The organism is Vibrio sp. ZF57, assembly GCF_001691235.1.
Taxonomy (GTDB): Bacteria; Pseudomonadota; Gammaproteobacteria; order Enterobacterales; family Vibrionaceae; genus Vibrio; species Vibrio crassostreae_C.
Map to the genome: position 1 here is coordinate 70,562 of NZ_MAKD01000116.1, position 15,022 is coordinate 85,583.

Here is a 15,022-nt window from a genome sequence, read left to right on the forward strand (position 1 = left end):
TAATTTGAGAAAAAAAGTCCCTATTTTAACTGACTCTGTGATAATTAATTCATTTGTTGAAAAATTAAACAGCAACGTGACAATAGAAATTATAGATGAGTTGACAGGATTTCAATACTCTCGCAATTCACTGTTGGGCATTTACAGTGATTGGAATCGCTATCATGCGTTCTGTACCAAACATCGTATTAACACACTTCCCGCATCTATAACCGCTGTTCGTCGTTTTCTTGAAACGGAGTCTAACGATAGAAAATACGCATCGCTAAAACGTTACACTGCAACGCTTAGCATGTTACATACTGTGTTGAGCTTTGCTAACCCGATCAAGCACAGGCAAGTTCGCTTTACCCTACTCCACTTACAATCTCAAATGGCCGGTGACGCTAAACAAACCAATGCTATGACATCTGTGCATCTCACTGATTTGAATACGTTACTCTCCCATGAGAAAGCAAACCTGAAAGAGATCAGAGACATTGCTATTTATAACGTGATGTTCGAGTGTGCTTTAAAGCGCTCAGAGCTTAAGTTGTTATCGATGAGTGATGTTGAGTACGTTGAAGATCATTACCAAGTAACAGTCAAAGATTCGGCTTATCAGTTGTCACAAATAGCCAGTGTTGCACTTCAACGTTGGCTTTCGTTTACTGGTATACAAGATGACTTGCCAGTATTTCGTGCGATAGACAAGCATGAGAATATTGGTTTGCAGCCTTTAGATGATTCGTCCATCTATAGGATATTGAGAAGAGCTAGCGACTTACTTCAACTGCCAGAAAATCACCATTTCTCTGGAAATTCGATTCGTGTTGGTGCTGCACAAGAGTTGTCGAAACAAGGTCTTAAGGTTAGAGAGATTCAGGACTTTGGTCGCTGGCTTAGCCCTGCCATGCCAGCCCAATATGTGGGTTTCACGGGAACGGCTGAGAGTGAGAAGATGAAGTTTAAGGCGCTAATACCTTGGCAATAAACGGTTCGTAATTACTTGGATATTGTTACTTGGATATAAGTTGTGGCTAAATGATAGATTCGTAAAAAACGGCTAGCTTTAAAAACAAAAAGTGCCTTGGCGAAAGCTTAAGGCACTTTTGGGTTCAGCTCTAAGTGAACGAAAACGAGTTAGAAACCTAAGAAAGGCTTGTTCTCACGCAGTTTTCTAAGAACTGGCTGAATTTGTGGCCGTCATGCTCAACCATTTTAGGGAACATGGAGATTGGCGTCATACCTGGGAAGGTGTTGACTTCGTTCAGGTAGATCTCGTTGTCTTGCGTTAAAAAGAAGTCGATACGAGACAAGTGACGAAGCTTCATCTGGGTGAAGACTTTTCGTGCGCTGTCTGCAATCAATTCACGCTGTTCGTCAGTTAAATTACTTGCTTCAACTTCAGTGATCGAGTGGCTGTCTGCACTGTACTTCTCTTCGTAAGAGTAAAATGCGCCATTCGGTGCAATCACCTCACCCGGCTTGCTGATGTGTAGCTCGCCATCGATTTCATAAGCAGCAATTTCTAGCTCTCTAGGCACCACTGATTTCTCAACCAATACTTGGTTCGAGAAAGTGAACGCCTTGTTGATAGCCTCGCTTAAATCTTCTACTTGGTTAACTTGGTAACAACCTACAGAAGAACCTTGACGAGCCGCTTTCACAAACACTTTACCCCACTTTTCAAATGCTTGAGTTGCTTGTGAGTGAGCTTGATCATTGTTGTCTGATAAGAACAGGTACGGCGTGTTTGGAATACCAAGTGCGTCGTACCAAAGCTTTGACGTGATTTTGTTAAAGCTGTTGTTGCTTGCTTCTGGACCACAACCTAGGTATGGAATTTTAGCCATTTCAAACAGTGATTGAATGTCACCTGTTTCACCTGGGAAACCGTGTATGCAAGGCACAATGAAATCGACTTTAGATGCTAAATTGTCACCGCGTAAGGTTTGGTCGTTAATATCAAGATAAACCAATTCACCTGAATCAAGACACCAGCCTTCGTTCTTAATTTCAACTCTTACAACGTTAAAATCTGCAACGCTATTAAGTTGTTCAAAAAGGTAATTGGCTGAAACTAAAGATACTTCATGCTCTGAAGATCCACCGCCGCAAAGTAGAAGGATGTTTGTGGTGTTCATGGGTAAATTCGGTCCTTGAAACTAGGAGTACTGACTTCAATGATAAACAAAAGTCGAGATAGGTACAGTGTTTTGATTGTTAAAATTGCGCTCGAAAGATCGAGCGATTAACTATTAAACAAAACAGCGAGTCTTAAAACAAAAGAAGGAGCATTTGCCCCTTCTTTATGAATCAAAACTTAGTTCAACTTGTTAAGCGTTGGGTATTCAGAGTTCTTGATGTCATCAATGCTCTTAACGAACGGCTTCAAGTTTTGGAAAGTGTTCGGCAGTGTTGAGATTGCCTTTTTAGCTTCTAAGCGTGTTGCGTAGTCACCATAAAGTACCGTGAACCACTTAGTGCCGTTAACCATTTTGTAGTTTTCCCAAACTGGTTGAGAAGTCGTAGGTAGCATTTTCACGAAAGAATCGACTTTACTTTGGCTGCCAACAGCAACAACTTGAACTGTGTAACCAAAACGTTGGTTCATGTCTTGTTGTTTCTTGGTTGGGCCTGTCACTACTGCAACTGGCTTCGCTTTAGTCGTTTGAGCGACTTTCTGTTCAACAGGTTCGGTTCTGATAACGTTGACAACATTTTCTTCAACAACGCTTGTTTGCTCAGATTGAGATACAACTGGAGCTTCAACTTTTGCCGTTTTGTACTCTTCTTGATAACTATCTGAAGTGACATTGGTAACGTAGTCGTCAGATACACACGCAGCCAAGAGCAGTGGCAAAGTCACAATTGCAAATTTTTTCATGGAAAGCTCTATATCCTTAATAATAATTACTATAAATCATGCCGATACGTCGGTTTAGAATCAAGTTAACTTTGGGATTATACACCATTAGTGGGTGACCTATTTCACAAACTTTATGCAGTGTTTGCTTATTCATCTGAATTCGGTGAATTTGCCATCAACCTGTGAGTGCAAAGTAAGTTACGATGAACTTACGTGCATTGCTAGGATATGTCTATGAATCATCTTGATCCCCTACTTAAACCCCGTTCAATCGCTGTTGTTGGTGCTTCTCAACGAGAAACACGCGCAGGATATATTGTTATGAACAATTTGTTGCATGGGGATTTTAAAGGTGCGGTGATGCCGGTTACGCCGAAATATGATTCAGTGGCCGGTGTGCTTTCTTACAAGAACATTTTGTCGTTACCGATTGTTCCTGACCTCGCAATCTTGTGTACCAATGCGACCCGTAATGTCGCTATTTTTGAAGAACTGGCTGAGAAAGGTATAGCCTCTGTCATTGTGCTTTCTTCAGACATGCAGCAAGAAAGCGATAATGGTGAGACGTATGATGAACGATGCCTAGCGATTGCCAAAAAGCACAACATTCGAGTGTTGGGTTCCAATAGTTTGGGGGTGATTGTCCCTTGGTTAAATTTGAACGCCTCATTCTCTCCAGTGACAGCATTACCCGGTAAGATCGCCTTTGTTTCTCAGTCGGCAGCTGTGTGTACCACTATTCTCGATTGGGCTAATGACAAAGAGATCGGTTTTTCGGCGTTTATCTCTATAGGCAATGGTAGCGATATCGAATTCTCGGAGTTATTGGATTATCTCAGTACCGACTCTCACACCGAAGCGATATTGCTTTGTGTAGACAGCATTACTGATGCGAGGCGCTTTATTTCTGCAGCGCGTGCGGCTTCGCGTAACCGACGAATTTTGGTGTTGAAAGGCGGTCGAACGGCGAAAGGCAGAGCCGCAGCAATGGCTCACACTGGCGGTGCCGACACATTAGATATTATTTATGATTCCGCAATCCGACGCAGCGGCATGCTACGAGTTAAGAACTTACATGAACTGTTTGCTGCGGTAGAAACACTGACTCATTCAGTACCATTGCGAGGCGAGCGCTTGGCTATTGTTACTAATGGTGGCGGCCCTGCGATTATGGCTGTGGACACCCTATTTGACCGCGGTGGTAAGCTCGCAGAGTTTTCAGAAGAGACACTTGATAAGTTGAACAAGGTTTTGCCATCGAGTTGGTCTCATAGCAATCCTATCGATATTGTCGGCGACGCTGGTGATCAACGTTATATCGACACTATAAACATCTTACTCGATGGCGATGAAGCAGACGCGATTCTTATCATGCACAGCCCTTCAGCGGTCGCACATTCCGCTAAAACGGCAGAACGAATTATTGAAGCGATTAAGAAGCACCCTCGCCACAAGCGCTTTAACATCCTGACGAATTGGTCTGGTGAGCTAACAGCAAGGCCCGCACGAAAGCTGTTTACCGAAGCGGGTTTCCCAACTTATCGGACCCCTGAAAGCTCTGTGGTCGCATTCATGCACTTAGTCGAGTACAGACGTAACCAACGTCAGTTAATGGAAACGCCGACCACTGCAGAAAAAGTACACATTGAAGATCTAGCAGATGCGAAAGGTTGGATAGAAAGAAAACTACTGGATAAAGATACAGTTAGCCTTGATACTCACCAAAACAGTCAGTTTTTCAAGAGCTTCAACCTCGATGTGTTACCAACTTGGATCGCTTCTGACCCAAGTGAAGCGGTACACATCGCTGAAACGATCGGTTATCCCGTCGCAGTAAAATTACGTTCGCCGGATATTGCACATAAGTCAGACGTACAAGGCGTGATGCTCAATTTGCGAAACAGCAGTGAAGTTGCCAATGCGGCTCAGGCAATTCTCGATCGTTCTCAATTATCCTTCCCTACAGCAAACATCCACGGCTTGTTAATTCAAGGTATGGCTAAGCTCGCGGGCGGCCAAGAGTTGCGTATTAAGGTTACAACAGACGAAACCTTCGGCCCAATCATATTACTTGGACAAGGTGGTTCGGAGTGGGATGAGTCGATTGATGCCGCAGCTGCTTTTCCACCGCTCAACATGACACTGGCGCGTTACTTGATTATTCGAGCGATAAAAAGCGGCAAGATTCGTCTACAAAAACTCCCTAACCCCATCGATATAGAAGGTTTGTCTGAGTTATTGGTACGTATATCGCAAATGGTAGTGGATTGCCCTGAAATACATGATTTGGATATCCATCCAGTACTGGCCAATGGTGACAAGTTCACGATATTAGATGCCGATATCATCTTGAAAGCGTACGAAGGCGATCCACAGGAACGTCTTGCGATTCGCCCTTATCCGGTCGAGCTTGAAGAACGTATCCAGCTAAAAGATGGAACCGAAGTGTTGTTACGCCCTATTCTTCCCGAAGATGAACCGCTTCATGCTGACTTCATTAACCGTGTGTCTAAGGAAGATCTCTATAAGCGTTTCTTTAGTGATGTCGGTGAATTCAATCATGAGGCGTTGGCGAATTTCACTCAGATTGATTTCGATAGAGAAATCGCCTTTGTGGTCGTTCGCGAGGAACAAGGCGTTCCAGCGATCATCGGCGTGTCCCGTGCGCTGATTAACCCTGAGAACACAGACGCCGAATTCGCAATATTGATTCGTTCTGACCTTAAAGGTGTTGGTCTAGGTCGCATTCTTATGACCAAGGTTATCGATTACTGCCGTGCGAAGCAGACCAAGCAGATGTCGGGTATGACGATGCCAACCAATAGAGGGATGCTGACACTAGCTCAAAAGCTCGGTTTTAAGCTAGATATCAGTTTTGAAGATGGTACTGCAGATATGGTGTTACCGTTACTTTAACGCCCATGTCTTTTTAAGATGTTGGATACACCAAGACTTGGCGTCGCCCATTTTGTTGCGTCGCCAAGCCATAACAATATCGATCGGTTGTGGTTCTGTACCGGAGATCTGCTGTAGTACGCCAGATTCAATCAAAGGTTTAGCGACACTATTCGGTAAGGTGCCAATCCCTAGTCCTGATGTCAAAGCCTCTACTTTCGCAGGAAAGCTTGTCACGGTTAAACGTGGCTGTTTCTCTAGAATATTGATGCTTAGTGCTGGCTGATCGCGTGCGGTGTCTGCAATGGCAATAACCCTGTAACTTTCTCTCGCCTTCTGATCGAATTCACCAGAACGATTGTGAACATAGTGGCTTGATGCCGCGACCCACACCATCTCCATTTTACCAATTACGTCACTTTTCATATCGTTTGGAATTGTATCGAGCTTAGGGCATATCAATAAGTCAGCACGACCATCTGTGAGAGATTCCCAACAACCCGCTAAGATTTCCTCTTGCAAACGAACGCGTGTTTTACTGATTTTTCCTAGTTCATCTACCAGTGGGAAAAAGTTAGCAATCGGGATAATGCCATCAAAGGCGATGGTCAAATCGAGCTCCCAACCATTGGCTAGAATGCTTGCCTCGTTAACAAGACGTTCTGTAGCTCCAAGAATGATTCTACCTTGCTCAAGTATCAACTGACCCGCTTCCGTGAAATTTGCACGGTGGCCTGAGCGGTCAAAAATCATGATGTCTAGATCTTGTTCAAGCTTCTGTATTTGATAGCTGAGTGATGAAGGCGCTCTGTCCATTTCATTGGCCGCGGCGGCGAAACTTCCACGTCGGTCGATGGCGTCTAGGATGTGTAACGCTTCAAGTGTTATTGGGCTATGCATAGCTTTCCTACTATAAATTGAGATTTACATCACAAAAACAGAAGCATTCACAAAATGAATGGAACTGAATAAGTCTTTTTAATACAAGTGATTAAGAGCATTAATTATGAATTAGTTGATAAAGTTGAAAATTAATTAAATGCAAATAATAGTAATTATCATTTAGATCCAATATCATCTTCGCAAATCAAGATAATACTATGGAACTAAGGTAACTATCAGATGTATAAGCAATCCCTACTCTCTGCTTCAATCGTTTTAGCGCTTTCATCAACGTCAGCCTTTGCTGAAGATTATGCCCTATTTGATGAGGTTGTTGTATCTTCGACTCGTACTAATCAACAACTTGAAGATGTTGCTGCGTCGGTAACTGTGATTAACGATAAAGATATCGAAAAAAACATGGTTACGGATGTAGAAGACTTATTTAAGTACACACCAGGTGTCACGGTGACTACGAATTCTCGCCAAGGGATTCAAGGTATTAACATTCGTGGTATGGAAGGTAACCGAGTAAAGGTTATCGTTGATGGAGTATCACAAACTAGCCAATTTACTCCAAGTGGTACTCAGTCATATAACTTCATTAACTCTTCACGCATTGATGTCGATACGGATATGTTGAAGTCTGTCGAGATTGTTAAAGGTGCGGCTTCTTCTCTGTATGGTTCTGACGCGATTGGTGGTATTGCTGCGTTCGAAACAAAAGACCCGAGTGACTTTTTAAAAGACAAAGACTTCGGTGGCCACGCGAAGTTCAACTACTCTTCATCTGATAATACCTTTAGCGAATCGGTTGCTTTAGCAAATCGTATTGGCGACCTAGAAACGTTAGTTGCTTATACTCGCAGAGACGGTGAGCAAACTGATAACTTTGGTACACCTGATGAGCAAGATACTCAGAACAACAACTTGTTGGTTAAGCTTCAGTACCAATTAAACGAACAACACCGTTTAGAGTTTTCTGGTAACTTCATTGAGAATTCTGGTGATACCGATTTAAATAGTGCAAGTTACACCGACTACACTGGCGAAGACACAACTAGCCAACAGCAAATCGGTATCAAACATATTTGGGATGCTGACCTAGCGTTTGCAGATACTATTACTTGGCAAGCTGACTGGCTGAGCAAAGAAGAGAATGGCGTAACTAATCGTACTTCTAATGGCGGTATGTTCCTACCTCCGGCAGGTAATGTTCAGAAAAAGGACTATATCTACGAGGATGAAGGTTATCAATTTGATGTGCAATTCGATAAGTTCTTCATGACGGGTAATGTAGAAAACTACTTTATCTATGGCGCTTCATATTCGGACAAAGACATTCAAAACGTTAATAACGAATATAACTCCATCAGCGCAGACCAAGTTATTTTCTACATCCCTGCCGCATCTGAAAGAAAATATGGATTCTTTGCTCAAAATGAAATGACGATCGGAAATTGGATGATTACTCCGGGTGTTCGTTTTGATGGTTTTGAAACTGATCCAGGTGATACAAGTCAAAACCCAAGTGGTAACCCAGAAGAGTCTTATGCAAAATATTCAGACTCAGCTGTTACCGGACGTTTGGGTACAACTTACACGCTTAATGATGAAAATAAGATCTTCGGTCAAATCAGCCAAGGCTTTAGAGCTCCTGATTTCCAAGAGCTTTACTACTCATTTGGTAATCCTGCTCACGGTTATTTGAATGCCCCTAACCCTGACTTAGAAGCTGAAGAAAGTATTTCATACGAGTTAGGTTGGCGTCATAACACAAATTATTCATCAAGCGAAATCGCTATCTTCTACAGCGATTATGATAACTTTATTGATAACGTAGCAGTTAGTGGCTCAGCCACTCCGGCCGATCCAACAATATATCAGAATGTAAACATTGATGAAGCCGTAATTAAAGGTATCGAAGCGTCAAATACACAGTCTTGGAATAGCTTCATGCCAGTGAAAGGTGTTAGTACTCGTGTTTCTGCAACGTATACTGAAGGTGAAGATGGCGAAGGTAATCCTCTTAACAGTGTAAACCCTTGGAACGCTGTCGTTGGTTTTAACTATGATGCTCCTTCAGCACTATGGGGTACATCACTTAACATAAGCTACACAGCAGGTAAGAAGTCTAGTGATATCAACAGCGATGGTTTGAATGATGAAATTCTACCAATTGATTCAGCAACTGTAGTTGACCTAACAGCATACTACTTGCCGATGAAGGATCTTACGCTTAGAGCAGGTCTCTTCAACGTTACGGATGAAGAGTACTACTCGTGGAATGACGTTCGTGGATTCTCACAAGAAGATAAAGATTACACGCAAGCAGGTCGTAACTGGTCAATTACAGCTAAATACGAATTCTAATTCGTTAAAAAACTGAATTGCAGATACTAAAAAGCCAGCTAAATGCTGGCTTTTATTATTTCACTAAAAAATTGTATAAAAAAGGTAATAAGTGAAATTACTTCTCTGCCATCTCTTTTTTAACCATTACTGCAGCAGCAACGATGAAAGTGATGATTAGGCCTAGTTCCATGATTAACTCCAAAGAAAATTAACATTAAACATATAATTCGCGAGCATAATAACACAGCGGATACAGAATGATACTTTTTAACCACTAATTTACTTTTTATTCGATTAAGATCAAAAAAGATGCCCGAAAGCATCTTTTAATTTTTGAATCATTCACGAAACCACTAGGTTAACCAGGGAATCCATTCGGGTTTGTTGACTGCCAGCGCCATGTATCTTCGGTCATTTCAGCCAATGTGCGGCTTGCATTCCAGCCCAGTTCTTTCTGAGCTTTAGCTGGATCTGCCCAACACTCTGCGATGTCACCAGGACGGCGTTCAACTAGCTTGTAAGGGATCTCTTTACCGCTTGCTTGTTCGAATGCTTTAACCATGTCTAACACACTTGAACCGTTACCCGTACCAAGGTTGTAGATATGAAGACCGTCTTTGCACCCTACTTTCTCAAGCGCTGCGATGTGGCCATCAGACAGATCCATTACGTGGATGTAATCGCGAACGCCAGTCCCGTCTTTTGTTGGATAATCGCTACCAAATACAGATAGGAATTCACGGCGGCCCACTGCTACTTGAGAGACAAATGGCATTAGGTTATTTGGGATACCTTGCGGGTCTTCACCTAGCTCACCACTTGGATGTGAACCTACAGGGTTAAAGTAACGCAGCAGTGTAATGCTCCAATCAGGATTGGCTTTTTGGAAATCGGTTAAACACTCTTCAACCATTAGTTTACTACGACCATATGGGTTGGTAGCGCTTGTTGGGAAGTCTTCAGTAATTGGCACACTTGCAGGATCACCGTATACCGTTGCTGAAGAGCTAAATACCAAGGTTTTTACACCCGCATCACGCATTGCATCAACAAGAACTAAAGTGCCGTTTACGTTGTTGTCGTAGTATTCAAGAGGCTTTTCCACAGACTCTCCGACGGCTTTCAGACCAGCAAAATGGATAACCGCTTCGATGTTGTGTTGCTTCATAGTTTCAGTCAAAAGCGCTTTATCACGAACGTCACCTTCAATGAAGTTGGGACGAACGCCCGAGACTTTTTCGATGCGCTCTAGAACGCTTGGTTTGCTGTTGTACAAGCTATCAAAAAGTACAGGTGTCATACCTGCGTTGATCATCTGGATACTTGTATGGCTACCAATGTAACCCATGCCACCTGTAACTAAAACATTCATGCTTAGCAGACCTTTTAATTAAAAATATTCAACCTATCACTTATGATACAACAACTTAGGGTGAGCTCACAAACACCGGTGCCTATTTACCCTCACGAGCGAACACAAACTGACCTTTTCCTTTGCGTTTCGCTTGGTACATAGCCTCATCAGCAACCTTTAGAATCACGTCAATATCACGCTCTGAGCCATCAACTAAATTGATACCTAAGCTCGCCCCAACATGAAGTGAACGCTGTTTATAATTCACTTCTTGCCCGATCAGATCCAACAATCGCTCGGCTAACTTCGCTAATAAGACTTTGTTTGTCTGTTTAATAATAAGAACAAATTCATCACCCGACAAACGTGCAACCAAATCCCCCGCTCTTACCTGAGATAATAACCGGTTTGACACTTCTTTAAGGATTTCGTCACCCGCATCGTGACCATAGTTGTCATTCACTTCTTTGAAGCCATCCAAATCCAAGTAAATAACCGCAAAATGCTGATTTGAATAGTGGCTCGACGTGACAACATCATCCATAACCTTATACAGCTGCGCTCTATTCGCTAACCCGGTTAATGCATCGTGATGAGCCAAGTGTTCGAGTCTTTCCATCTCTTTAACGTTGGATAAATCAGACAGCGTTAATACCATATCAAACTCGTCTTTCTCGTTGTCTGAGGCAATTCGATTCACTTTGACAAACATTGGAACTAACGTGCCAGACGCACTCTTCTCCCACACTTCGCCTTGCCATTGACCATAGTTGTCCAACGAACTGCGAATTGTCGGCATTAATGATGAAAATTGCTGCCACGAAAATACTTCAAATGGTGTTTTGCCCACCAGCAGATCAGAGTGATAACCGAGAAGTTGTGTGATCGCCGGGTTAACCATGGTTATCACATTGGACGAATTGAGCACGATCAAGCCGTCTTTACTGTTTTCGAAAACACCCGCAGCAATACGTTGGCGACTCATGGCCGTTTCTATGTCAGTGACATCTTGGATTGCATAAAGAATACGACCATGTTTTGTCAAAGAACGACTGCTCACACGAAGCCAGCGTTTTGATTGAAAGAGATCGGTGGTTTCCAGCAATTCGTCATTAAGTTCAATATTGGCATCAATAACATCTTGTAAGTAACCCGTTTGCTTGGTCGCGATCAACTCTTGGATCAACAAATTCTCAAGAAAGGCTTCCGAGCATTTAAAAATATCCCGAGTAGCTGCGTTCGCATGAAGAATGAGCCCTTTTTCATCCACCACCAACAAAGAGTGCTGAACGGTTTCAATGACCTCATTTGCGAATGATTTTTCTTCTTGTAACTTGTCTAACGTAAAATTGATTTGGTTATCGCGATGTTGAAGCCTTTCTAACATGGTATTGAAAGCTCGAACCAGATCGCCGATTTCATCGCGGTTCGTTACGACTAATTTAGGCTGCTTCGAACGACGCTCAACAAAGGCTTGCATCGCCTCATTGAGGTCAAACATCGGTTCGATAATCAAGCGTTGCACCAATTTGACCACTACTCCGCCTAACATCACCAGAAACAACAGGTAGACGACCGCAACCTTGAAAATATTCGTTAAGATCGAATTAAACGTCTCTTTCGATATTGTTACTCTCAAGTTCGCGATCACTGCGCCATCCAGTGTCACTGGAACGAGCAAGAAGATGAAATGCTCAGAGATGGCAAATTGATGATCGGCGATATCGTCTAATTCTTCTGCGTTTGGCCTTGGAACCAGAGTGTTGCTCACCTGATAGCTGGCAAAAAGCTGTTCGTTGATGTCATAGAGCTTCACTCTAACAATATCTTTATCTGCGACGAAAGCTGACAATATTTCCTGAGCCGATGACTTGTCTTCAAATAAAATCGCGGCTTGCAAGTTATAAGCAACACCTTGTGCTAGCACTTTAACACGCTGAATAAGACTCTCTTTCTCTCTCTCAAACGTGACAGTGTAATTTACCGATTGGATCGTTACAAAAGTGACTGCGATGAAGATGATAATGGGTAATATCAGCTTGTTTTTAATCGATATGTTATTAATGAAAGACAACATTATTGGCCCTCCACTATAGCGATTCGTAACAGGTTCGAGCCAATGACGTAGTCACCGCGCCTTGCGTTCTCTAGATTGATCTTAGGTTTGAGCTTATTATCGATGTGCGTGAGTTCAATGATTCCACCTAAGTCCGTAAAGTTAGGGATATCACTGATTGTCACAGTATGTGGCGAGTGCTCTTGACTAAGAAATTGGTCATTTTTACGGTCAGACAAATACGTAATATCACACTTAGAAGTAATCGACTGTTGAACTCGGATAGCGAGAGAACGAATAGATTTTCCTTGTGTAATCGACGTCAGTGCTTTGCTTACCTTCTCATCTCCAATCACACAGAAGTTAACCGTATTCATGGTGCTCTCGTCGTTCCAACGAATAAAGTTGGCAATTCTAAAAAGGTACACCGCTTTCACTTCATAAGGCTTGAAGCTAGCCGCCGATGTATTCAAAGGCACAATAAACATAGCTAAAGTGGCAAGGCTGAGTTTAGTAAAACCGAGCTTAATACGGTACTTGAGCCACTTAGAATTCATGAGAGACCCTCACATATACAGACTCTTGGTTAACACTTTTCTCAGGCGTGAATTCAGCTTGATAGCCGTCACTCTTACCAATGTTTTCAACGACCACTTCAATTAAAGGTGCTGCGGATGATTTTTTCCATGCAAGACGTGCATCAAAGGTTATTTCATGTGGGTAAGATTGCCATTCGTATTGAGTGCCATCACCTGCTATCCAATAGTCTGGGTAATTCACATTAATGTATTGGCCGATAACATCGAATTGCCAGCTATCGGTGATATTCCACATCAACTGTGCCGTGGCTAAATGTTCATTATCAATGTCGTGATAGACGCCAGTTTGTGGGCTAGATTTAGGGTCATCACCCTTGTTTTCGCCTTCTAACGTTGAATAGGCATAACTCAGGTAACTGGTGAAATCTTCTATAATTTGATAGCTTGCGCCTAACTCTAAGCCATAGGTTTTTGCTTTATAATCATCAGACAACGCACCGACATAGACATGATTCGCAGGGATATCATTCGGATCATAGCTGTGAAAGCGAAGGTTGTCATGTTCACTCAGATAAATCGTTGCATCGAGTTCGAAATTTGAATTGTTTGAGTAGCGATAACCCATTTCCGCCGTTACGACACTCTCTGTTTCAAGACTCGAGCTTGATTTATATACATCTAGGTAGCTGTTGTTTGAGTCAGCATTGTAACTATTGAAATAATAGGTGGAATTGGAATCCATATAAGATGGTGCAACGACCGCACGGCTAAGCCCCGCCCATACGGAGTGACGTTGGGTGAACTTATATAAACCACGCAATTGAGGTGAAAGCTCAGTTGATTCATTCTGTGTAAAGTGTTCAACCTTGGCACCAAGAGTAATAGACAGCGCTTCCGTCATTTGAATTTGAGACTGTATAAAAGCGTTCGCAATATAATCGTTGGCAGATTGGATGTTGTAAGCTCGACCGTAGTAATCGGGATTGTACCAATCCACGTCCGAAACTTGGCTAGACGAGAAATCAAGATACATATATCGCAGGCCACCACCGAGTGTCATCTGATGCTTTGCAGATAGTTGGTTGATATAGGTCGAGTCAAAATCGATTGTGGAATAACTTCCAGGGGCGTCTGGCGCGTTATCCTCATTATATTCACCCCATAACGAATATGAGAGTGTCGAACTTTCATCAAAATGGCGAGAGTCGTTGAATTGGACATAAACAGATTGGCTCTTGTTATCAAAATCATTGGCTTGTGAACCGACAAATGAGCCTGAGTTATCATATTGGAACGTATAGAGTTCCGACTCATAAAAGCTTTTCTCACCACCAATACGTAATGACCAACTTTCTTCGGCATTACTTGGTTGAAACACCATCCCTGCCGTTTGCGCTTTCCATTTTTCAGATTCGTTTGTGCGATACGTGGGTTCTTCTCGATACTTATAGAATGCACGCGCATTCACATCATCATTCAGGCTTAAACCCTGACGAACACTAAACTCGTAATTATCAGTATTAGAGGCGACACCAGAGAGATACGTCCCTTGAGTATCATTGGCAGACTTAGTAATGATATTGACCACACCATTAACCGCATTGCCTCCCCAAATCGTTCCGCCGGGGCCTTTTAATACATCGATGCGTTCGATATCGGCAAGTATATAGTCAACATCGCTCCAATACGTGCCGCCATATACTGGGCTAAATAAGCTTCGTCCATCCATCATCACGAGCATTTTGTTATACAGCCCATCATGAAAGCCGCGCGTCGAAACAAACCACGAGGTCTCGTTAAACTTGGTCACTTTGAGGCCGGGTACTAGCGTCAGCACTTCAGCAATGGTTTTAGCCCCACTGCGTTGAATTCGCTCATTAGAAAGTACATAAACCGATGAGGGAATGTCGGTAAGTTTTTGTGTTACTTTCGAAGCCGTTTCCATTTCAACATCTAACATAGACAACTCTTCAAGGCTCATCGACATGAGTTGGTCTAAAGAGTTTTCTTGAGCAGCTACAAAAACAGGTGTCGTTAATGCTAGTCCTAAGCAAACCTGGCGGGATATCATGTGCTCACCTAATATACAG

At 42.7% G+C, this 15,022-nt stretch carries 10 protein-coding genes; 3 read left to right on the forward strand and 7 right to left on the reverse strand.

What is annotated here, in order from left to right:
* Positions 1 to 4: 4 nt before the first annotated feature.
* Positions 5 to 973, forward strand: a complete 969-nt coding sequence (locus A6D97_RS18105; protein ID WP_065584954.1) for a tyrosine-type recombinase/integrase — start codon at positions 5 to 7, stop codon at positions 971 to 973.
* Positions 974 to 1,130: 157 nt separating this feature from the next.
* Here A6D97_RS18105 and A6D97_RS18110 read toward each other — a convergent pair whose 3' ends face one another.
* Entirely contained in the window at positions 1,131 to 2,126 is a 996-nt protein-coding gene (locus tag A6D97_RS18110; RefSeq protein WP_065584955.1) for a D-alanine--D-alanine ligase, read from the reverse strand.
* 179 nt (positions 2,127 to 2,305) lie between these two features.
* Entirely contained in the window at positions 2,306 to 2,869 is a 564-nt protein-coding gene (locus A6D97_RS18115) for an SPOR domain-containing protein (protein ID WP_017060092.1), read from the reverse strand.
* 216 nt (positions 2,870 to 3,085) lie between these two features.
* Between A6D97_RS18115 and A6D97_RS18120 the strand changes: the two genes are divergently transcribed.
* On the forward strand, positions 3,086 to 5,767 hold the full coding sequence (locus A6D97_RS18120; RefSeq protein ID WP_065584956.1) for a bifunctional acetate--CoA ligase family protein/GNAT family N-acetyltransferase: 2,682 nt from the start codon (positions 3,086 to 3,088) through the stop codon (positions 5,765 to 5,767).
* Here the strand turns inward: A6D97_RS18120 and A6D97_RS18125 are convergent.
* Positions 5,759 to 6,646 carry a LysR family transcriptional regulator gene (locus A6D97_RS18125; protein ID WP_065584957.1) on the reverse strand — a complete coding sequence of 296 codons (888 nt, stop codon included), beginning with the start codon at positions 6,644 to 6,646 and terminating at the stop codon, positions 5,759 to 5,761. The genes A6D97_RS18120 and A6D97_RS18125 overlap by 9 nt on opposite strands.
* A 222-nt stretch (positions 6,647 to 6,868) precedes the next feature.
* On the opposite strand from A6D97_RS18125, the gene A6D97_RS18130 reads away from it, so the two are divergent.
* Positions 6,869 to 9,001, forward strand: coding sequence for a TonB-dependent hemoglobin/transferrin/lactoferrin family receptor (locus tag A6D97_RS18130; RefSeq protein WP_065584958.1), 2,133 nt, complete (start codon positions 6,869 to 6,871; stop codon positions 8,999 to 9,001).
* Positions 9,002 to 9,341: 340 nt separating this feature from the next.
* On the opposite strand, the gene galE is transcribed toward A6D97_RS18130, so the two are convergent.
* The 4 genes from galE to A6D97_RS18150 form a co-directional block, all read right to left on the reverse strand.
* On the reverse strand, positions 9,342 to 10,355 hold the full coding sequence (gene galE, locus A6D97_RS18135; protein ID WP_017060088.1) for a UDP-glucose 4-epimerase GalE: 1,014 nt from the start codon (positions 10,353 to 10,355) through the stop codon (positions 9,342 to 9,344).
* 82 nt (positions 10,356 to 10,437) lie between these two features.
* Positions 10,438 to 12,414, reverse strand: a complete 1,977-nt coding sequence (locus tag A6D97_RS18140) for a diguanylate cyclase (RefSeq protein ID WP_065584959.1) — start codon at positions 12,412 to 12,414, stop codon at positions 10,438 to 10,440.
* Entirely contained in the window at positions 12,414 to 12,950 is a 537-nt protein-coding gene (locus A6D97_RS18145) for a YfiR family protein (RefSeq protein WP_017071502.1), read from the reverse strand. The genes A6D97_RS18140 and A6D97_RS18145 overlap by 1 nt, the downstream gene beginning before the upstream one ends.
* Complete coding sequence (locus tag A6D97_RS18150) at positions 12,940 to 15,003, reverse strand: TonB-dependent receptor (RefSeq protein ID WP_065584960.1); 2,064 nt, start codon at positions 15,001 to 15,003, stop codon at positions 12,940 to 12,942. Before A6D97_RS18150 ends, A6D97_RS18145 begins: the two co-directional genes overlap by 11 nt.
* Positions 15,004 to 15,022: the final 19 nt, after the last annotated feature.